This window comes from Pseudomonas sp. NFACC32-1, assembly GCF_900101215.1.
Taxonomy (GTDB): Bacteria; Pseudomonadota; Gammaproteobacteria; order Pseudomonadales; family Pseudomonadaceae; genus Aquipseudomonas.
The window spans coordinates 246,459-265,946 of sequence record NZ_FMUL01000003.1 but is presented as its reverse complement, the minus strand read 5'-3'; the positions used below and the strand labels follow the sequence as shown (position 1 = coordinate 265,946).

The 19,488-nt window shown below is 63.3% G+C and carries 18 protein-coding genes; 4 read left to right on the top strand and 14 right to left on the bottom strand.

From position 1 onward, the window contains the following. The first annotated feature begins 3 nt into the window (after positions 1-3). From BLP99_RS07395 to BLP99_RS07385, 3 genes are all read left to right on the top strand, one after another. Positions 4-804 (top strand): carbohydrate ABC transporter permease, encoded by an 801-nt coding sequence (locus tag BLP99_RS07395; protein WP_072392338.1) that lies wholly within the window; start codon positions 4-6, stop codon positions 802-804. A 10-nt stretch (positions 805-814) separates the two neighbouring features. Continuing rightward, positions 815-1,087, top strand: coding sequence for a DUF2160 domain-containing protein (locus BLP99_RS07390; RefSeq protein WP_072392341.1), 273 nt, complete (start codon positions 815-817; stop codon positions 1,085-1,087). 95 nt (positions 1,088-1,182) lie between these two features. Then, positions 1,183-2,925 carry an ABC transporter substrate-binding protein gene (locus BLP99_RS07385; RefSeq protein WP_072392344.1) on the top strand — a complete coding sequence of 581 codons (1,743 nt, stop codon included), beginning with the start codon at positions 1,183-1,185 and terminating at the stop codon, positions 2,923-2,925. A gap of 99 nt (positions 2,926-3,024) precedes the next feature. On the opposite strand, the gene BLP99_RS07380 is transcribed toward BLP99_RS07385, so the two are convergent. Then, entirely contained in the window at positions 3,025-3,966 is a 942-nt protein-coding gene (locus BLP99_RS07380) for an alpha/beta hydrolase (protein ID WP_072392347.1), read from the bottom strand. A 193-nt stretch (positions 3,967-4,159) separates the two neighbouring features. Here BLP99_RS07380 and BLP99_RS07375 point away from each other — a divergent pair, with 193 nt between their 5' ends. Next, positions 4,160-4,387 carry a hypothetical protein gene (locus tag BLP99_RS07375; RefSeq protein WP_072392350.1) on the top strand — a complete coding sequence of 76 codons (228 nt, stop codon included), beginning with the start codon at positions 4,160-4,162 and terminating at the stop codon, positions 4,385-4,387. Between the two features lie 161 nt (positions 4,388-4,548). On the opposite strand, the gene BLP99_RS07370 is transcribed toward BLP99_RS07375, so the two are convergent. The 13 genes from BLP99_RS07370 to BLP99_RS07310 all read right to left on the bottom strand — a co-directional run bounded on the left by BLP99_RS07370 (position 4,549) and on the right by BLP99_RS07310 (position 19,470). Beyond that, positions 4,549-5,340 (bottom strand): carbohydrate deacetylase, encoded by a 792-nt coding sequence (locus BLP99_RS07370; RefSeq protein WP_072430674.1) that lies wholly within the window; start codon positions 5,338-5,340, stop codon positions 4,549-4,551. After that, on the bottom strand, positions 5,312-6,490 hold the full coding sequence (locus BLP99_RS07365) for a GNAT family N-acetyltransferase (RefSeq protein WP_072392356.1): 1,179 nt from the start codon (positions 6,488-6,490) through the stop codon (positions 5,312-5,314). Before BLP99_RS07365 ends, BLP99_RS07370 begins: the two co-directional genes overlap by 29 nt. 5 nt (positions 6,491-6,495) lie before the next feature. Next, on the bottom strand, positions 6,496-7,185 hold the full coding sequence (locus BLP99_RS07360; RefSeq protein ID WP_072392359.1) for an N-acetyltransferase: 690 nt from the start codon (positions 7,183-7,185) through the stop codon (positions 6,496-6,498). Positions 7,186-7,266: 81 nt separating this feature from the next. Continuing rightward, on the bottom strand, positions 7,267-7,956 hold the full coding sequence (locus tag BLP99_RS07355; RefSeq protein WP_072392362.1) for a GNAT family N-acetyltransferase: 690 nt from the start codon (positions 7,954-7,956) through the stop codon (positions 7,267-7,269). Continuing rightward, positions 7,953-9,902, bottom strand: a complete 1,950-nt coding sequence (locus BLP99_RS07350) for a hypothetical protein (protein WP_371128590.1) — start codon at positions 9,900-9,902, stop codon at positions 7,953-7,955. The genes BLP99_RS07355 and BLP99_RS07350 overlap by 4 nt, the downstream gene beginning before the upstream one ends. A 68-nt stretch (positions 9,903-9,970) precedes the next feature. After that, positions 9,971-11,275, bottom strand: a complete 1,305-nt coding sequence (locus tag BLP99_RS07345; protein WP_072392368.1) for a lipopolysaccharide biosynthesis protein — start codon at positions 11,273-11,275, stop codon at positions 9,971-9,973. Beyond that, positions 11,272-12,276, bottom strand: coding sequence for a polysaccharide deacetylase family protein (locus tag BLP99_RS07340; RefSeq protein WP_072392371.1), 1,005 nt, complete (start codon positions 12,274-12,276; stop codon positions 11,272-11,274). Before BLP99_RS07340 ends, BLP99_RS07345 begins: the two co-directional genes overlap by 4 nt. Before the next feature lie 12 nt (positions 12,277-12,288). Beyond that, entirely contained in the window at positions 12,289-13,425 is a 1,137-nt protein-coding gene (locus BLP99_RS07335; RefSeq protein WP_072458173.1) for a glycosyltransferase, read from the bottom strand. Continuing rightward, entirely contained in the window at positions 13,418-14,374 is a 957-nt protein-coding gene (locus BLP99_RS07330; protein WP_092180048.1) for a glycosyltransferase, read from the bottom strand. Before BLP99_RS07330 ends, BLP99_RS07335 begins: the two co-directional genes overlap by 8 nt. Further along, a complete protein-coding gene (locus BLP99_RS07325) occupies positions 14,371-15,741 on the bottom strand; it encodes an O-antigen ligase family protein (protein WP_072392382.1) in 1,371 nt (456 codons plus the stop codon). The genes BLP99_RS07330 and BLP99_RS07325 overlap by 4 nt, the downstream gene beginning before the upstream one ends. Beyond that, the gene (locus tag BLP99_RS07320; protein WP_072392385.1) at positions 15,738-16,841 is read right to left on the bottom strand and encodes a glycosyltransferase family 4 protein; all 1,104 of its coding nucleotides are present in this window, start codon (positions 16,839-16,841) and stop codon (positions 15,738-15,740) included. The genes BLP99_RS07325 and BLP99_RS07320 overlap by 4 nt, the downstream gene beginning before the upstream one ends. Next, positions 16,838-18,430, bottom strand: coding sequence for a GumC family protein (locus BLP99_RS07315; RefSeq protein WP_072392389.1), 1,593 nt, complete (start codon positions 18,428-18,430; stop codon positions 16,838-16,840). The genes BLP99_RS07320 and BLP99_RS07315 overlap by 4 nt, the downstream gene beginning before the upstream one ends. A gap of 17 nt (positions 18,431-18,447) precedes the next feature. After that, entirely contained in the window at positions 18,448-19,470 is a 1,023-nt protein-coding gene (locus BLP99_RS07310) for a polysaccharide biosynthesis/export family protein (RefSeq protein WP_072392392.1), read from the bottom strand. Positions 19,471-19,488: the final 18 nt, after the last annotated feature.

The window sequence follows — 19,488 nt, the reverse complement described above, 5'->3', positions numbered from 1 at the left end:
GCGATGAGCAAGAGAAAGCTGATTCCGTTGCTGATCTACATCCTGTTCCTGCTGGTGCCCATCTACTGGCTGCTGAACATGTCGTTCAAGAGCAATACCGAGATCCTCGGCAGCCTGACCCTGTGGCCCCAGGATTTCACCTTCCACAACTACAAGGTGATCTTCACCGACCCGAGCTGGTACACCGGTTACCTGAACTCGCTGTACTACGTCAGCCTGAACACGGTGATTTCCCTGTGCGTGGCCCTGCCGGCGGCCTATGCGTTTTCCCGCTACCGCTTCCTGGGGGACAAGCACCTGTTCTTCTGGCTGCTCACCAACCGCATGGCACCACCGGCGGTGTTCCTGTTGCCGTTCTTCCAGTTGTACTCGTCCATCGGACTGTTCGACACCCATATCGCCGTGGCCCTGGCCCATTGCCTGTTCAACGTGCCGCTGGCGGTGTGGATCCTCGAAGGCTTCATGTCCGGGGTGCCGAAAGAAATCGACGAGACCGCCTACATTGACGGCTACAGTTTCCCCAAGTTCTTCGCCAAGATCTTCATCCCGTTGATCGGCTCCGGCATCGGCGTCACGGCGTTTTTCTGCTTCATGTTTTCCTGGGTCGAACTGTTGCTGGCCCGCACGCTCACCTCGGTGAATGCCAAGCCGATCGCGGCGGTGATGACCCGCACCGTGTCGGCCTCCGGCATCGACTGGGGCGTGCTGGCGGCGGCGGGGGTATTGACTATCCTGCCGGGCATGCTGGTGATCTGGTTCGTTCGCAACCACGTGGCCAAGGGCTTTGCCCTGGGCCGGGTCTGAGGAGTCGATGATGGAATGGATGAACTGGACCGTCCCTACGGCGGCCTTCTTTGGCGTCATTGCCCTGTTGCTGGCGGGCATGACCACGTGGGAAATGCGTTCGCCGAGTATTCCCCGGCGAGGTTTCCTGCCGATTGCCACCACCCGTGGCGATCGGTTGTTTATCGGTCTTCTCGGTAGCGCCTACCTGCACCTGCTGGTGATCGGCGCGACCGACTGGAGCATCTGGATAGCGTTCGCGTTGTCTTTGGTGTGGCTGTTGGCAGTGATGCGGTGGGGCTAAGTGGCCTGTGTGGCTAATTCGTGCAGTCAGATTAACCGTACAGGCCACGTCGAAGGTTCGACGATCAGGCTCTTAAACCCAAACAGGAGGTCTCTATGTTCGATAAAAACAATAAGCTGCGACATAGCGTTTCATTGGCAGCCATGCTGGCACTCAGCGGGCTGAGCGCTGCGGCCTGGGCCGACGCCTATGAAGACGCCGCGAAGAAATGGATCGGCAGTGAATTCAAGCCGTCAACCCTGACAGCCGAGCAGCAACTTGAAGAACTCAAGTGGTTCATCAAGGCGTCCGAGCCGTTTCGCGGCATGAAAATCAACGTGGTGTCGGAAACCATCGCCACCCACGAATATGAATCCAAGGTGCTGGCCAAGGCGTTCTCCGAAATCACGGGCATCCAGCTGACCCACGACCTGCTGCAGGAAGGCGACGTGGTGGAGAAGCTGCAGACCCAGATGCAGTCCGACAAGAACATCTACGACGGCTGGGTCAACGACTCCGACCTGATCGGTACGCACTTTCGCTACGGCAAGACCGAGTCGATCACCGACCTGATGGCCAACGAAGGCAAGAACTTCACCTCGCCGACCCTGGACCTCAAGGACTTCATCGGCATCTCCTTCACCACCGCGCCGGACGGCAAGCTCTATCAACTGCCCGACCAGCAGTTCGCCAACCTGTACTGGTTCCGCGCCGACTGGTTCGAGCGTCCGGACCTGAAGGCCAAGTTCAAGGAAAAGTACGGCTATGAGCTGGGCGTACCGGTGAACTGGTCGGCCTATGAGGACATCGCCAAGTTCTTCTCCGAGGACGTCAAGGAGATCGACGGCAAGCGCGTCTACGGCCACATGGACTACGGCAAGAAAGACCCGTCCCTGGGCTGGCGCTTCACCGATGCCTGGTTCTCCATGGCCGGCGGCGGCGACAAGGGACTGCCCAACGGCTTGCCGGTGGACGAGTGGGGCATTCGCGTCGAGAACTGCCATCCGGTGGGCTCCAGCGTGACCCGCGGCGGCGATACCAACGGGCCGGCGGCCGTGTTCGCCACCACCAAGTATGTGGACTGGATGAAGAAGTACGCACCACCGGAAGCGGCGGGCATGACCTTCTCCGAATCCGGCCCGGTGCCCTCCCAGGGCAACATCGCCCAGCAGATCTTCTGGTACACCGCCTTTACCGCCGACATGACCAAGCCGGGCCTGCCGGTGGTGAATGCCGATGGCACGCCGAAATGGCGCATGGCGCCGTCGCCACGCGGTCCGTACTGGGAAGAAGGCATGAAGCTGGGGTATCAGGACGTGGGTTCCTGGACCTTCATGAAGTCCACGCCTGAGAAACAGCGCCTGGCCGCCTGGCTCTATGCGCAGTTCGTGACGTCCAAGACGGTGTCGCTGAAGAAGACCATTGTTGGCCTGACGCCGATTCGCGAATCGGACATCAACTCTCAGGCGATGACCGACCTGGCGCCGAAACTCGGTGGCCTGGTGGAGTTCTACCGCAGCCCGGCCCGCGTGCAATGGTCGCCTACCGGGACCAACGTACCGGACTACCCACGCCTGGCACAGTTGTGGTGGAGCCATATCGCCGAAGCGGCCAGCGGCGAGAAAACCCCGCAACAGGCCCTCGACGGCCTGGCCAAGGACCAGGACGCGATCATGACGCGCCTGGAACGCTCCAAGGCCCAGGCCACCTGCGCACCGAAAATGAACCCCGAGCGCGACGCGCAATACTGGTTCGACCAGCCGGGCGCACCGAAGCCGAAACTGGCGAACGAGAAGCCTAAAGGCGAAACGGTGAGTTACACCGAACTGCTGAAATCCTGGGAGGCGGCACGCAAGTAAAACGGCATCGCCCATGAACGAACGGCACCGAAAGGTGCCGTTTCTGTTTGTGTGCCACAGGTTGGATGCAACGCCACAGACACCCCAAGTGGTCGTGGATCAACCCGCTTTGGCCGGGCTGGCCTGGGCGTTTCCGGCCACGGGCGACGGTGCGCTTTTGAGCAACGCCTCCAGCGCCTGCCGGTACGTCCGGCCCGCCAGGCTCATGCTGTTGTTATGCGTGGCGCCCGGTACCAACAGCAGACGCTTGGGTTCGCGGGCGGCGTTGAACAATTGTTCGCTGAAGCGTGGCGGCACGTAGCGGTCGGCAGCGCCGTGGACCACCAGCAGCGGCATATTGATCTCGCCGATCTTGTCGATGGAGTCGAATTTCTGCGACAGCAGCCAGCGCACCGGCAGGGAGGTGTTCGCCATGGCGGTGGCGACATCCCCCAGGGACGTGAAGGTCGATTCGATCACCAGGCCTCGAGCGGGCACCGGTTTGCCATGTCTTGCCGCCTCCTGACCCAGTTCCGCGGCAAGATCCACCGCGACGGCGCCACCCAGGGAATGGCCGTAGATCAGCCGCAGGGCCGGGTCGGGTTGCAACACCTCGAGACGCTCCCAGGCGATTCTTGCATCTTCGTAGACGCTGGCTTCGCAGGGCAGGTCCCCCTGGCTTTTGCCGAAGCCACGGTAGTCGATCGCCAGAACCGAATAGCCCAGCGCCCGCAATTGCTGGATGCGCAACAGCTGCCCGGTCAGGTTCCAGCGCACGCCGTGCAGGTACAGGATCGCCGGTGCGTCCCGGCGCTCGGCCGGCCACCACCAGCCGTGGATATTTTCCCCGGCCTTGAAGTTCCTGGGCTTGAGATCGAATTCCTGGACACCGCTGGGCAGGCCGCTGAACCAGCTCGCCGTGCCCGGTTCGATGCGGAACACCAGTTCGCGCTCCTTGTGCTGCAAAACCCCACAGCCCACCGGTAGCCCGACCACCATCGCGGCCATGAAAAACCAGGCCAGCCAGCGTTGCCTGAGGCGAGAGAGTAAGGATGAAGGCATCGGCGCGATTCGCTACTCGGAACGGAAAGTTGCCTTTTAGCAGATTCCTGGGAGGGCCCGCAGGGATTTCGGACGGTTTGCCCATGGTGAGGGAATCTGCCGCGCCAGCCTGTCTCAGGAGAAAACCCGATCGAACTCTCGCCGTTTCGCCCCACTCGAAACTCAATACTCATCCATATCGAGGAACGATGCCATGACGAGTGAGCATTCCAAGGGGCAGGCCCAGGCCGGCAACGCTGCGCCAGCGAAGGACGCTACCGGCGAGCCGGTGGATGTGGTGGAGCGCGATATTCGCCACCCCGATCCGACCACCGACAAGGTGGATAAGACGATCACCCCCAAGTCTATCAAGAGCCACGAGCAGGATGCCGAGAAATTGCGGGACAAAGCCACGGACGTGGAGAAAAAGCTCAACCGATAACCGGGTCGTCAATTTTTTCAATCAGCTTATGAACGACACCGCCTCAGGGTTCGGAACGTGTGCACCGGGTATCTCAACGGCAAGGGCGCGATGCCTGAGAATCTTGTGAGACGGGCGTAGCTCGATCTCACAAGATAAAGGCTTTCATACCAGAGGTGTCATTACGCATCCTCAAGCTGGACGGGTTCGAGCATTCGTTCAGTTTTGCCATACCCCACCTTGGGCACCCCCGCCAGGCGCTGATGCAGTATCTTGCTCAATGAGCAACCAGGAGGCAGGTAGCTATCGCCGAAGTCCCCTTTCAGCTGCGTCGGATGAGTGATCACTTCCAACAAACCGTATTGCGGTGCCGCGGTGTGTTGCAAGTCGGCCGACGTGCAGACGTAGTCAGCCGTCGCGCCGCATAGACGACGCAGGCGGCGGTTGAGCAGGGTCTTGAAGATACGCTTGGCTACATTCAGGTTCGCCCCAACGTTGCGTGCCAGGCGAATGGGCACACCTTGCTGCGCAGCGAAGCGCGCAACCAGTTCGCCGATGGGCCAGATGTTGTGTACATGCTGATGAGAGTCCAGGTGGCTTGGACGCAAACCGTGATCCAGGCAGTGCTGCCATTGCGCCTGAAGTTCGCCCTCGATTGCCGCCAGGTCTTTCGAGCCCAGGCGCAGGCAATAGCGCGACAGGCTGAAATCGAACTGGCCGTGCGCATCGCAAAATGCCCGACGCGATTTTATGGCCTGGCTCAACGGCCACCCATGGCTGAGATTGAAATGCAGGCCGACGCGTCCTTTGAGGCGCGGCCGTCGGGACAGGACACACGCCTGTTTGAAGCCCGGCATATTGGCCATTATGGTGGCGGAACTGATGAGACCTGCTTCGAAGGCTCGAACGATTATCATGTTTTCACTGACGCACAGTCCGAAGTCGTCAGCGTTGATGATCACTTGGCGCGGCATGGGGAATCTCCTTTTCCTTGGGGATAGAAGGTGAATCTGTCGCTTTGGTTTTTTGTGGTGCTTTTTTACGAAGCCAGGGTTTAAGACTTTTCCAGAGACGCAAGGCAAGCCCGAGGACCAGGCCATCGGGTTGCCAGGAATAAAAACTCCAACGCCAATGCTCCAGTTGTCCGGTCATGCGTTCGTGCAATTGATGACTGGAGTTATCGAGACTGACCCGTGACGCATCGATCCACCGCCAGTTTTCCTCCAGTCCCCAGCGGATCCATTCCTCAAGCAATACCCGGCCACTGCCCAAGTCCGAATGCTGCGGCAGGAACGCCAGGTTGTAGTCGTACAGTCGACCTTGATCCAACAGACCGAGGCGATAGCTGATGCACTCGCCATCCAGCTCCAGCATCACTACCCGTACCAGGCCCTGGGCGGCGAGGGCGGTAAAGGCGTGGTTCATCCATTGCCGACGCATGGCGTCAGCGAAGATGCCGACACCTTCCTCGCCTTTCCAGCTGGCGGCCTCGACATCGGCAAGTGCCCGTAGCACCTGTCCCATGCTGATAGCATCCGGGGTCACTCGGCGGATCTGGGCACCGCAGGCGGCGATTCGCTTGCGCGCCCGGCGCAACTTGTAGCGTGGATCACCGGAAATTTCCTGATGATCGCTGTCGCTGATCAGGTGCACCGGCACCCGGCAACTCAGGCGCCGCTCGCCCGTGGAGCTCATGGCCATCCAGGCACTGAGCACGCTTTCTTCCCCGACCGGTTCGGTCAGCTCATTGAATTGCAGCAGTGCGTGGGGCAGGTGCTGGCGAATCTGCGTCAACGCCTGTGCCATGCCTTCGGCATCCAGGCGCACCAGCAGCGCGATGCGGTCGGCCAATGGATAACCCAGGTGGCGCAGTACCCGGAAGCGCAACCCGCCGATACGCTCAAGTCCTGATATCAGGGGCAGGCAAAGGCACAAGGTCTGATCCTGCCAGCCCAGCAGCACATGTAATTGCTGCTCGGGCGACAAGGCGAACTCCGCCGCTTGCAGCCAGGCCAGGGTATTGAACGGTGTCGCGTCGGCCACCCGGGTTCGCAGCTGTTCATAAGCTGTCGCGGGAAAATCCTCTGCGCCCAGGGAGCTACACCATTGGAACCGGATCGCCATGGAAGTCAGGCCGCCGCAGTGGATGCAACCGGCTTGGCCGGTTTGCGAAAAGAGTCGAGGAGCGAGCCGGTGTAGAACGTGTCACGGAAAAACCGCCAGCGGCCGAACAAGCAATACATGTGAGTGATCTGGCCGCGCTCCTGATAGTCCATGCGCAGATGCAGCTTGGCGGCTGGAACGTTGCTCAGTTCGAAGACATCGACCACTTTGTTGCAACCCTGCTCGGCCATGGCTTTCCACAGATCCAGCTGGATATCCACCGATAGCAGGGTCCCCCAGTAAGCGCGGTACAGCTCACCGCCGAACTCGAAGAACTCGCCCGGTCTGACCGGGAACCAGCAGCGAAAGAAATGGCGGTCGAAATAGTCCCGTGTACTGCCCCAGATGAAAGCGACGACGTCGTCCTTGTCGTCCAGGTACATGAGCCCGGTATGGCCTTCGGCAGCCAGTTCGCGCATGGTCTCGACGCGGTCGCCAAAGTACGTGGCGAAGGCATCGGCATTGCCGGTGGTAATGTTCTCCCGGCGCAGCGGCGCATAGGGCCTGAGGTTATTGGGCCGTATCGGACTGACCAGATCGCGTTCCATCCACACCAACTGTTCGTGGAAATACACGTAGTGTCTGCACAGCTGATTCAGAACGGCGCGCAGACCTTTTTTGCGAATGCGATCACGCAGTTTTTGCAGAACGTTCATGGTGCCTCCTGGCGTGGGGCGGGTTGGGGATAAACCCCCTCGCGAGCATGCTCGCGAGGGGAGGTTGAAGCGTCATGGACATCAGGCCGGCGCTGTCGACGCAAGCGGCTGGGCCGGTTTGCGAAAGGCATCCAGTGCCGAGCCGCGGTAGAACGTGTCGCGGAAAAACCGCCAGCGACCGAACAGGCGATACACGTGGGTGATCTTGCCGCGTTCCTGGAAGCCCATGCGCAGGTGCATCTTGATCGCCGGGATATTTTGCAAGTCGCAGACATCGACCATCGTCTGGCAACCTTTGCCTGCCATGACCTTCCACATCTCCAGCTGCATGTCCGCCGACATACTGGAGCCCCAGTAGGCGCGGATCATCTCGCCACCGAACTGAAAGTATTCGCCAGGCTTGATCGGGAAGTTGCAGCGATAGAAATGGCGGTCGAAATAGTCTCGCGTACTGCCCCAGGCGAAACCCACGGTGTCGCCCTGAGCATCCAGGTACATCAAGCCCGTATAGCCTTCGGTTGCCAGCTCGCGCATGGTCTCGACGCGGTCGCCGAAGTGCCGGGCAAAAGCATCGGCATTGCTGGTCGTGATGAATTCCAGGCGCATTGGCGGGTAGGGCTTGAGGTGATGCGGGGGCAGTGGGGTTCGCACATCGTGCTCCAGCCACACCAGTCGGGTGTGGAAAAACACGTAGCGCCTGAACAGTTGTTTGAGGACGGCGCGCAGGCCTTTTTTCCGAATGCCATCACGTAATGCTTGCAGAACGCTCATGGTGCCTCCTGACGGGTGGCGGGTTGGGGGAAAGAGAGGGCGGTCCAGCCCAGGGCAAACACCGTTTCTGCTGGCAGGAGAAAACGGGTCTGCCCGGCCTCGCAGTTGAACGGGGCGCTACGGCTTTGGTTGTCGGGGCCGAAATACATCAGTTCGGCTTTCGCCTGGGGACAGGGCCCGCCGTCCAGGCTGACCTGTTGTGGGCGTGTGCTTTTGTTCACGCCCAGCAGGCTGCGCCTCGCGTCGGTGGCCATGGCCAGCACGTCGACTTCGAAGGCGTCGTTATCCAGGCGTAGCACCTGGCTGAGCCAATGCTGTTGGATGAACTGCTGGGCCAGCCCCACCGGCTTGAGTTCGAAGCGCTGGCTGTCCAGCACCCGGACCATGCCCTTGGGGTACTCGGGTTCGTCGGCGAGCATGAACCAGTTGAGCATGTCCAGCCAGCCGTCGGCCGAGGCGTTGACCACCACGGAGGTCCACCACAGGGCGGCGTAATGGGTTTGCTGCTCATAGGGGCTAAGGCTCGAGCCGCTGGACATGTTGGTCTGGTCCAGCAACAAGGCTTTGCGCGGGCGCCCCTGGCTATCCAATCCCACCAGGCGGGCGGCCTGACGAACGCTGTCGCGATAGGCCCGAGTTGCCAGCAGGTCGCGGATCATCCATTCGTGCCAGGCCAGGGCATCTACCTGGTCGCCGTGCTTATCCAGCAAGCGTCGCGCCCAGTCGATGCCACGCTTGTCGGCAGCGTTCTCGGCCAACGGACCGTTGGTGAAACGTGAGCTGGCCGGTATGGCGATACGAACCCCGGCGCGTGCGTTGGCAGGATCGGCGCGGACCTGAGCCGCCATGCTCTGGAAAACCTGCTGGAAGCTGGTGAAGTCCGGGTAGTTCAGGTTCGGCTCATCGGCAAAGCTGATGTAATGGATGCCTTTGCCGCCCAGGGCGCGGGTCGCGGTGAGCCAGGCTTGCAAGCCGCTGTGGCTGGTCCGGTCGGCCTGCAGGTCGGCCCGACGTTGGCTCCCGGCCAACAAGGTGATGTCCCGGTCGATGACGAAGCGATCCTGATACAGGCGCCGGAATGCGTCTTCATGACTCGCCCTGGCCGCCATGACATCGACCAGGCTGTAGAAGGAAGCCGCTCGGGGTTTGATCGCATCGAGCAGGGGGTAGCTGGACGGCGGCGGCAACACATAGGGCAAATACACGCCCAGCCTCGGGGTTGGGCCGAGCGTCTCGTGGTACAGCATCAGGTGGGTCAGCCCCGGATCCTGGCGCAGCGGCTGCAGGTGCGCCGGGTTCTGGGCGAACAGGTTGGCGCTGCCGTCCAGCCAGAATGCCACCTTGCCATTGCCCTCCAGGCGCAGGCGCCAGATCTGCTCGACGTCGGCAACGGGCAGCGCCAGCTGGTCGAACTGCCAATAGGCGGGGTGCGGCTTGAGGTTGAGCTCAAGCTGCTTGCCGTCGGTGACGCGTCGGGCCTGCAGGCTGCGCACGCCATTGTGGTACTTGCCCGCCAGTACGGCCCGCTCGCCGGGCGCGACCTTGAAATACAGCTCATCGCCATCGTGGGTTTCGGCGCTGAAATGCACCTTGGCCGGCGCGAACAACGCCCGGGTGCGCGCATCGTGCTCGACGCTGTAGCGACGGAAACTGTAGCCGGGAATCTCCAGGCGGTAACTGGCGTCGGCGGGCGGCAGTGGCCACGTTTGCTCGCCACGGGTCTGGGCCGGCTCCACCTGGCGTTCACCCACCAGGCGACCCTGGCCATCCAGCAGGAACAGGTGTTCGGTATTGGCGTCGGCCTGCCAGGCCGGTACCCAGCGCACGACCAGCTGGTCCGGCCGGTCGGTCTGCAGGTACAGGCTGCCGTCGCGGATACCGGTCCATTGCATGGATGCGCCCTGGGCCAGAAGAGCCAGGCTCCAGAGGCATGGAGCCAGAGCCATTCTCCAGCAGAGCCGGACCGGTCCCATCGCGAGCCAGCTCGCGATGGCGGCTGGACTGACGATCACCTTCATGCCGATTTCCCCAGCAGCATCTGCCGCATCGGCAACAGGTCACTGGGCAGGATGATCAGCGTCTGCCACCACGGCACGCCGCTGAGACGGCAATACATCGTCAGCAGGGCCAGGGTCACACCCAGATACGCGATGGAGGAGGCGGCGGCCGCGCCGACAATGCCATAGCGTGGAATCAGCAACAGGTTCAACGCCAGGTTCAACAGCGCGCCGGCGCCCATCAGCCACGACACCAGGCCGGGGCGGTCCTTGCCCAGCAGGTCCAGGCGCAGGATGCTGGCGTAGCACAACCCGAACAGCCCCGGCAGCAACGCCAGCAAGGCCGGGTAGGCAGGCTGGTAGGCGATGCCGAACAGTGTGACGATCAGCCACTGGCCGATCAGCGCCATGCCCAGGCACGCACCGAGCATGACCGTGGCGGTCAGGCGCAGGGCCAGGGGGGTCAGGCGTTGCATGTCCCTGTCCTGTTGCAACAGGCGTTTCATCAACGGCGTAGTGACCGCTTCCGGCACGATCAGCAACAGTTCGGCGGCGGCGCTGGCCATGGCGTAGTGACCCAGGGCCGTACTGCCCAGCAGGGCACCGATAAACAGGAAGTCCGAGCGTAGGATTATCTGCTGGAACAGCAGGTCCGGGTGACTGCGGGCGCCGTAGAGCAGCAGCTCGCCCTGGCCGCTGCGATCCCAGCGCAACGACAGGTCGTGATCGCGTCGCAGCCACATCCAACCGGCCAGCACCACCAGGCTCAGGCCCGCGAGCCAGCTGATCAGCGCCGCCTCCAGGGCGGCATCCTTCCACAGCCAGAACAGCGCCAGGAACAGCAGCAACGGCGCCAGGGATTCGATCAGCCGCAAGGCATTGAAGGCCCCCACGCCGCCGGAGGCATTGTGCAGGGTCAGCAGGCCGCTCTTGAGCACCGTCAGGGGCACGGCCAGCAACAGCAGCCAGGCCAGCAGCCCCAGCTGCGTAGTGATGTCCAGTTCGCTGCCGAACTCCCGCGCCAACGCCACCACCAGCAATGTCAGCAGCCCGGCCATCAGGCAGCCGAAGATCAGCACCTGGCTGAGCAGCAGCCCCATGGAGCGTTGCTGGGCCGCCTGATAGCCCACGGCACTGTTCAGGCCGCCGCTGGTGACGGCGCTGATCAGGTCCGGCAGGGTGCTGAGCAGGGCGAACAACCCGCGTTCGCTGGGTCCCAGGATCCGGGCCAGCAATACGTTGCGCAGCAGGCGCAGGCCGATCATCGCCAGGCGCGTGCCCATGCTCAGGAGCAGGTGCTTGAGGTAATGGGCGCGGCTCATGGGCGTGCTCCGCGGCGGATGCGCCAGGCCAGCAATTCGGGGTGTTGGGCGTTGCGCTGGCTGACACCGAAACGCGGCAGGTTCAGAGGATCGCCGTCGCTGCGATACAGCCCGGTCTCGGTGCCCAGGGCGAACGCAAAGCCATGGGCCGCTACCTGCCGGCGCACGCGTTCGTCGTGATCGCCGTTGGGGTAGCAATACACTGGCAGCGGTTGTGCGCAGCCATTTTCCAGCGCGATGCGGCTGCGGCTGAGCTCCTCATGCAGACGCTGGTCGTCCAGCGCAGTCAGGATCGCATGGCTGGCACCGTGAGGGCCGAAGCGGACCAGGCCGGAGTCTTCGAGCATGCGCACCTGGGTCCAGTCCAGCGCCTGGGGCTGGGCGCCACTGGGACAGGCCTGGTTGAGATCGCTCAACACCTGCGGGTCGAGGGTCTTGAGGCTTTGCAGGTAATGCAGCAGCGACAGGCTGCGACGCTCATCGTCCAGGTCATCGAGCATCACCGGCAACGGTCGGCCAGCCTGTTGCAATTGTTCGATCAACACATGCCGCGCCAACTGGCCATGGCTGCCCCACAGGGTTTCGCCAATGCTTTCCCACCAGAAGTGCTGGCGGCTGCCGATGAAGTCGGTGGACAGGAAAATGCTCGCCGGCACCTGGTACTGGCGCAGCAGGGGAAAGGCGTTCATGGCGTTGTCACGCCAGCCGTCGTCGAAGGTCAGGGCCACTCGCGGGCGGTCCGGGACGCTGGCGGGGTCGGCCAGCAGCAGGGTCATCAGCGGCACGCATTCGAAGTAGCGCTGCAGCCAGATCAGCAGGTGCTCGAAGGCTTCCGGTCCCACGCACAGTTCGTTGCGATGAGGCAGCTCGGCGGCGCGGTCGTTGCTCAGCACACGGTGCAGCATCAGGATGATGCCGGCGCCGCGCAACGGGCCACGTCCCAGGGACGTGTTCAGGTACAGCCAGCCGCCGGTGCGCTTGAAGACTTGTTTGATCGACATCGGCCATGCTCCTCAGCGGTTCTGCTCGGGATTCCATTGGCTGTAGCGCTGGCCGCGCAGGAACTGCCACAGGCCCAAGCTCATGCCCGTCATCGTCACCAGCACGAAAGCGGCCAGGCGAAACGGCCGGGGCAAGCGATGACGGCGGTCCAACAGGCCGACCAGCGCCATGGCATAGCCGAACAGTTGCCCGGCCAGGGTCAGGCGGTAGAACGGGTGGTCGTCCCACAGCCAGGCGTTGCTGAGCAAGAGCGGCAACAGCAATACCGGCGCCAGGCGGCGGATCAGTTTGTGGCTGATCAGGCCGACGGCGTAGAGCCCGTGACGCAGCGGGTTGAGCAACGCCCGGCGATGGGCCAGGCTCAGCAGGCCGCCGACGGTGACCCGCAGGCGCCGGCGAAACTGCTTGTCGGCCTCGTCCACACCCTGGTCGATTACCCGGGCCTGGGGCACGTAGACGATGGACTTGCCGGCCGCCGGGGCGCAGGTGCTGAGAAAGAAGTCATCGTTGACCTGCGCCGGGATCGGCTGGAACAACTCGCGACGCAGGGCCAGCAGGGCTCCGTCGGCCGACACCATGCAGTCGGTGCGGCTCTCTACCCGGCGCAGCCAGCCCTCGTAGTGCCGATACAGGCTGTCGCCCAGGCTCAGGCCCTTGCCCGGCACGGGGATCTCCATATGTCCGGCGCAGGCGCCGACTTCCGGATCGCCCAGGGGCGCCAGTAAATGGCCGAGGGTGTCGTGGGCCCATTGATTGTCCGCGTCGGTGAACACCAGGATCTCGCCACGGCTGTGGGCCACTCCGGTATTGAGGGCGGCGGCCTTGCCCAGACGTGGCAGGTCGAGCACGCTGATGCGCGGGTCGACCACCTTGCGCGCGCAGGCCACCGTGTCATCGCTGGAGCCGTCGCTGGCGAGAATGATCTGCAGCGAACGGGCGTTGTAATCCTGGGCCAGCAAGGTGCGCAGTTTATCTTCGATATGCCGCGCCTCGTTATGGGCGGCGATGACGATGCTGATGTCCATCGGCAGGGCCTTGCCGTAGCGCCGAACAGGAAACAAGGGCGACAGCAGGCTCAACATCAGGGGATAACCGAGGTAGGCGTACACCGGCAGCAACAGGCAGGCCCAGTAAATGAATTCAGCCACGGGCAGGTCTCCTGACAGTCCAATGACACAGGTTGAGCAGCAAGGCGGCGCCGGTCAGGTGCAGGCGCACACCATGCAGGGCCCACAATTGCAGGGTCAGTCGCGGGTCGCGTCGGCTCTGGCGCAGGCTGAGGATCAGGGCCGGCAATGACATCGCCAGCAGGATCAGCAGCGCCAGGCGCGGTTGGCCCTGCAGCAGCGCCACCAGGGCCAGGAAGTCCAGCCCCCAGGCGCCGATGGACAGCGCGGGGAAACGCAGCAGGCGCAGGCTCGGGCCATGGCTGCGCAGCAGTTGCAGATGACTGCCCTGGCGCCACAGTTCCTTGCTCATCCATTCGCGCCAACTGCCTTCATAGCCCCAATGCAGGGCCAGGCTATCGTTGACCAGCAACAGTCGCGCGCCGGCCTGGCGCAGGCGCAGGGAGAAATCCTTGTCCTCGCCGGTGCGCAGGGTTTCATCGAAACCACCCACCCGATCGAACCACGAGCGACGCATCAGCAGATTGGCGCTGGGCAGCCATTGCACCCGGTGCAGGGGGCGGGAATCGGCACGCTGGCTACGCCGTTGCCAGGCTTCGGCGAACCAGGGGGCCTGGCGCGGGGTGTCCAGGTCCAGGCCGAGCACATCGCCTTGGCCTTCCAGTTCCAGCATCAACGTGAGCCAGTCGGCCGGCATCTCGATGTCGGCGTCGATGAACGCCAGCCACTGGCCGCTCGCGAGCGCGGCCCCCCGGTTGCGCAGGGCGCCGATATGGACGCCGGGCACGATCAGCACACGCGCCCCCAGTTCGTTGGCGATGCGTGGCCCGTGGTCGTCGGAACCGTTGTCCACCACGATCAGCTCGCATTCCAGCTGTGCCTGGCGAGCGGCTTGCTGCGCCGCCAGCAAGGTGCGGCCGATGTGCCGCGCCTCGTTGTACATCGGGATCACGATGCTCACCAGGCTCATGCGCGAACCTCCTGGGGGGCGGTCTGCTCGGCGTCATGGCGCAGCACACTGGTGAGGGCGAGCATGATCCACAGCAGCTTGTGGTTCGGCGCGCTGAGGAACATCAGGAACAGTGCCAGCGACAGGAAGCTCATGCCCAGGTGGGTCAGCAGGTCCGCCTGCGCCCAATCCCGGCGACGCAACCAGAGCTGGCGGGCGCGCAGCAGGTTGTACAGGCCCAGGCCGAGCATGCCGACGAACATCAGCCCGCCGGGAATACCGATTTCGCTGAAGATCTCCAGATAGGTGTTGTGAGCCCGGCGGTACAGGTCGCTGAGCTTGCGGTTGGCCGAAAACGCCTTGGCGTAGCCGGTGGGGGCGTAGTGCAGGGGGAAGGTCCCGGGACCGGTGCCCAGCACGGGATTGTCCTGGATCATCCGACTGCCGACGACGATGTACGAGGCACGCCGGCCCAGGGATTCGTCCTGGTGGGCACGGGCGCCATTGCTCAGGATGCTCAGGGACTGGATGCGCGCTACATAGCCGTCCGGCATCACGGCAATCGCCACGGGAATCAGAAGGGCCAGCCCGAGCATGGCGAATCCCAGGTGCCGCGGGCGGATGCGCGGCAGTTGGGCGCGATAGTGATACAGGCCGATCATCAGGCTGAGCATCAACACAACCAGTCCGGAGCGTGACTCGGTCTTGGTCATGCCGCCCAGCAACAGGATGAAGCAGCCGCCCCAGAACAGTCGATGCAGCAGGTTCGGGCCGCGCACCACCAGCAGCAACGCCAGGGGGATGGTAAAGGCAATCAGCAGGGCGAAGGAGTTGGGGTCTTCCAGCAGCCCGGAGGCGCGGCCCTGCTCCTGGTACCGGGCCGAAAACATCGCCAGCACGCAGGTGGTGGTCACGCTCAGGGTCACCAGCCGGCAGAACAGGTCGAGGTTCAGTTCGCGACCGATCAGCAAGGTGATCACGAAGAGAATCAGGCCCACCCTCAACTCGCGAAAATGGGTCAGGGACAGGTCCATGTTCTGCGACAGCAACAGGCTCAGGCCATAGAGCATCATGAAGCCCACCAGAGGGCGCCAGATGTTGCTGCGCAGGCGGGTCCCGGGGATCTGGTGCAGGGCCAGCTGCAACATCAGGATCAGGATCAGCGCCACCCCAAGGAACTTGCTGCCGGAAAGGGAGTTTTCCTTGAACAGGCCTTCGAAGGGCACCAGCGCGGCAATGCCCAGCAAGCCCCAGGCGGGCTTGCGGTACAGCATGGCGACCCCCACCAGGCCCAGCACAGCGCCCGGCGCCAGGAACGGGTAGGGGCTGGCCAGCAATGCCAGGCACACCAGGCCCAGCAGGCTGACGAGCGAGAGCGGGACAATCATGGGCGAGCCTCCCTTGCCGTGCGGATATAGAGCTGCGACCAGCGTTCGGCCAGCGTGCGCAGGTCGTAGCGGTCCCGTTGGGTGCGGCGCGCGTTGTCGGCCAGGATCTGCGCCAGGCGCGGTTCGCTGAACAGGGTTTCGATCTGCCTGGCCAGTGCGGCGCTGTCGGCCGGCGTGGCGAGCAGGCCGTTGTGGCGGTCCTGCAACACGTCGGGGATGCCACCGACGCCGAACGCCACCACCGGCACGCCGGCCTGCATGGCTTCGAGCAGGATCATCGGCGTACCTTCGGTGCGCGAACTGATCACCAGGGCATCGAGGCGGCTCCACCAGGCATTCATGTCGGTCTGGTACCCCGGCAGCTCGATGCGCGTAGGCAATCCGGCATCGGTGATGCGCTTGAGCAGGGCCTGGCGTTCCGGGCCGTCGCCGAGCATCACGGCGTGCAACGACCCATGGCGCTGGCACAGCGGGATCATGGCGTCGAGGAACAGGTCCGGGCCTTTCTCACTGCTCAAGCGGCCGACGTAGCCCACTCGCCAGCGCTGCCCGTCGTCTCGGTGGGGCAAAAGCGTGGTGGTGGCCGGCAGGCCGTTGGGGATCACGTCGAGTTTTTCCGCCCGCACGCTGGCCTGGCGGTGCAGCGCGGCGATGCTTTCGGCCACGCAGACCACGCGCTTGACCGAGGCCGTACGGCACAGCTGCAAGCTCAACCAGGTATAGAAGCGCTGCTTGGGGCTGCGCGGCGTGAAGCCATGCTGCGTGATCACCAGCGGCAGGCGCAGCAGCGTGGCGGCCGCCCAGCCGAACAGCAGCCCTTTGAAGTTGTGGGTATTGAGCAGCGGTCGTTCGTGGCGCCGCTGGCGCAGGTGCCGCAACAGCTCGGCCCACGACCCACAGTGGTGGCAATCGACCCCAGCCTGGCGGAAGCGCGTGATCAAGGTCGGCGGCGCCGCCAGGAACAGCACCTGGTGCTGTCCCGGCGTGGCCAGGCAATGATCGAGCAGCATCCGCTCGGCCCCGTAGAAGCCGCCGCTGTCGAGCAAATGAATGATCGGCAGGGGGCTGCTGCGGTGGGACGGGCCGAACGGCGCGTTCAATTGCGCACCCAATGGACAAGGCTGGGCAGGCTCCAGTTGCGATGCGGGTTGACCGGCTCCGCAGATTGCTCGTTGATCACCAGCAGCACCGGTACCTCAAGTTGCTGGCTGATCTGTGCTGGATGCTTGAAGCGATGGTCGAAGAACTCACGCACGTAGACCAGGGCGATGGCCAGCAGCAGGCCGCTGAACAGGCCGAAGACGATGATCAGCATTGGCTTGGGAAAGGCCGCGGCCGTCGGTTCGAAGGGCGGGCTCAGCACCCGGGCGTTGGACAGGTCGTTGTCCAGCGAGCGGGCGGTGCTGGCTTCGGCGAACCGCTGGGCATAGGTGGAGAACGCCGCATGCAGGGCATTGATCTCGGTGTCCATCTGCCGCAGTTTGCTTTGGGCCTCCTGCAGTTGGTGGATACGCTCCTTGAAGGCGCCGATGCGTGCGACCTTCTGATCGATCACCGAACCGACCACCGCCAGGTCGGTGGTGCGTTCCTGGATCCGGTTGTTCACCACCTTGAGGAACTGCTGGCGGGTCCGGACGATCTGTTCGCGGGCCAGCAGCATCGGTTCGCTGCCGGGCTGGAAGATCGCCAGGTCATTCATGTAGCGGCTGACCTGACTGGTCAGTTGCTCGCCCAGTTGCTTGATCTCCCGGTCCTCGAACGCGATGTTGTCCACCGTGGTGGTGAACGTGAACGGGAAGGTGTAGTCGCTGAAGCGCGAACTGTTCGCCGAGGCCAGGCTGGCCTTGAGGTAGTCGAGCCAGCGCTGGCTTTGCAGCAGGCGGTCGCGGTACAGGTTCAAGGCCTGTTCTTCGGTGTTGATGGCATTCAGGCGGAAGGTGATTTCTTCCTTGGGATCGGACGAGCCGACGCCTTCCAGCAGCGCCAGTCGATGGCCTTCCAGGCCGTCGAGCCGCTGCTGGTACTGGGTCTTCTTCTGTTCGTAGAAGGTTTGCGGCAGTTCGATCGATTGCAGTTCCTGGCGCCCGGTGAGGTAGTTCTGCAGCAGCTGCGCCACGAAGCGCGTGCCCTGGGCCGGATCGCCGAAGCTGTAGACGATGGAGATCACGTTGGAGCCGGGCAGGGTCTCGATCTTCAGGTTTTCGATGGCCTCGTCGGTCAGGGTGTCGAGCACGGTATCGCGCACCGGGTCGACTTCCAGTCCCAGGCCATCGCGCAACGGGTTGATCACGTATTCACGCAGCGGCGTGGTGATATAGCGCTTGAGCGGGTCGCTCACCCACTTGTTGAGGATGCCGGGGCTGGGGGTGTACTCGCCCTGTTCGCGCAAGGTGGCGATGGTCTGCCGGATCAGCGCCGGAGAACGCAGGATATTGCTTTCGGTTTCCATGTCCGCCAGGGACGGTGGAATGAAGGTGGCGTTTTCCTGGTTCAGCGACGTGGTGGCGTCGCCCTGGGAGAGCTTTTTCGACTGGACGATCACCTGGGCGGTGATGTCGAAGCTCTGCTTGAGCATCAACGGCAGCACCAGGGCGATCACGGCGAAGATCAGGAAGACGCGCTTCACCCACTGCTTGTTGGCGAAGAAGATCCTGAAGAACTCGTGCAGATAGTTTTCCTTGGGGTTCATGATCGGTCACCTGAGATTCAGTTGTCGCTGCCTTTGTTGTCGACGCGGTAGCCGAAGCTGAACCCCACGCCCTGGAACAGCACCACATCGGCCAGTTGCCGGGCCAGCTCGCCGGCACTGGCAAGCTTGGTCTTGGGCACGAAGAGCATGTCTTCCGGCTGCAGGTAGGCGATCTGCGCCGCGTCGCCGCTCAAGGCTTTTTCCACGTCGTAGTGCCGGGCTTCGACCTGGTTGCCGTTACGGCGCATGATCACCACCGAGTCGAGCCGGGCCTTGACGTTCGTGCCACGGGCCAGGGTCAGCGCCTCGAGTACCGAGATCGGCCGGCGGATCGGATAGGAGCCGGGCTGCGCGACTTCACCCAGCACATAGATTTCGTTGCCGGCGGTGGACTTGAGCAGCACATCGACGGTCATGCGCCCGGGCAGCTTGGCGTAGCGCTCGTTGAGGAAGGCTTCCAGCTGGTTGACGGTCATGCCTTGCAACGGGATGGAGCCGATTTCCGGGAAGCTCGCATACCCGTCGCTGCCCACGGTGATTTCCCGGCTCATGCCGGTGCCCGGGTGCGTCAGAGTGTTCCTGAGGTTCGTCTCGCTGCTCAGTGGGCTGGTCACCAGCACCGTCAACTGGTTGCGGTTGGGCTGGAACAGCATTTTCTGATCATAGGCACGCTGCACCGTCAGGCGGGCTTCGTCGGTGGTCTGGCCGGCGATCTTCACCGAGGTGTTGGCCCCCGGCAGCTCGATGGTGCCGTCGGGCATCACCTGTTGCGTGCCGTTGAGCTGGCTGGCGGCAGTGAAGTTCAGCGCGACCTGGTCGCCGGGTTGCACCCGATAGGACTGGGGGCCGGTGGTGCTGATGTGGAAAATCACATCCAGCACGTCCTGGGGCCGCAGGGTCTTCTCCACCTTGGGCATGTCGGTGGCCTGGGCGTTGGCCGGTGCGGCCGTGAGGATCTGCACCGGCATGGTCATGTTTTCGTTATGGCTGGAGCAACCGGCAAGCGGCAGCAACAGCAGGACAAGCAGTCTGGCGTTCATCTCGTCATCCTTCTGCAG

Excerpts from the sequence above, each read along its gene's own strand:
- BLP99_RS07395 (WP_072392338.1), top strand. The coding sequence starts at position 4 with ATGAGCAAGAGAAAGCTGATTCCGTTGCTGATCTACATCCTGTTCCTG.
- BLP99_RS07390 (WP_072392341.1), top strand. The coding sequence starts at position 815 with ATGGAATGGATGAACTGGACCGTCCCTACGGCGGCCTTCTTTGGCGTC.
- BLP99_RS07385 (WP_072392344.1), top strand. The coding sequence starts at position 1,183 with ATGTTCGATAAAAACAATAAGCTGCGACATAGCGTTTCATTGGCAGCC.
- BLP99_RS07380 (WP_072392347.1), bottom strand. The coding sequence starts at position 3,966 with ATGCCTTCATCCTTACTCTCTCGCCTCAGGCAACGCTGGCTGGCCTGG.
- BLP99_RS07375 (WP_072392350.1), top strand. The coding sequence starts at position 4,160 with ATGACGAGTGAGCATTCCAAGGGGCAGGCCCAGGCCGGCAACGCTGCG.
- BLP99_RS07370 (WP_072430674.1), bottom strand. The coding sequence starts at position 5,340 with ATGCCGCGCCAAGTGATCATCAACGCTGACGACTTCGGACTGTGCGTC.
- BLP99_RS07365 (WP_072392356.1), bottom strand. The coding sequence starts at position 6,490 with ATGGCGATCCGGTTCCAATGGTGTAGCTCCCTGGGCGCAGAGGATTTT.
- BLP99_RS07360 (WP_072392359.1), bottom strand. The coding sequence starts at position 7,185 with ATGAACGTTCTGCAAAAACTGCGTGATCGCATTCGCAAAAAAGGTCTG.
- BLP99_RS07355 (WP_072392362.1), bottom strand. The coding sequence starts at position 7,956 with ATGAGCGTTCTGCAAGCATTACGTGATGGCATTCGGAAAAAAGGCCTG.
- BLP99_RS07350 (WP_371128590.1), bottom strand. The coding sequence starts at position 9,902 with ATGGCTCTGGCTCCATGCCTCTGGAGCCTGGCTCTTCTGGCCCAGGGC.
- BLP99_RS07345 (WP_072392368.1), bottom strand. The coding sequence starts at position 11,275 with ATGAGCCGCGCCCATTACCTCAAGCACCTGCTCCTGAGCATGGGCACG.
- BLP99_RS07340 (WP_072392371.1), bottom strand. The coding sequence starts at position 12,276 with ATGTCGATCAAACAAGTCTTCAAGCGCACCGGCGGCTGGCTGTACCTG.
- BLP99_RS07330 (WP_092180048.1), bottom strand. The coding sequence starts at position 14,374 with ATGAGCCTGGTGAGCATCGTGATCCCGATGTACAACGAGGCGCGGCAC.
- BLP99_RS07325 (WP_072392382.1), bottom strand. The coding sequence starts at position 15,741 with ATGATTGTCCCGCTCTCGCTCGTCAGCCTGCTGGGCCTGGTGTGCCTG.
- BLP99_RS07315 (WP_072392389.1), bottom strand. The coding sequence starts at position 18,430 with ATGAACCCCAAGGAAAACTATCTGCACGAGTTCTTCAGGATCTTCTTC.
- BLP99_RS07310 (WP_072392392.1), bottom strand. The coding sequence starts at position 19,470 with ATGAACGCCAGACTGCTTGTCCTGCTGTTGCTGCCGCTTGCCGGTTGC.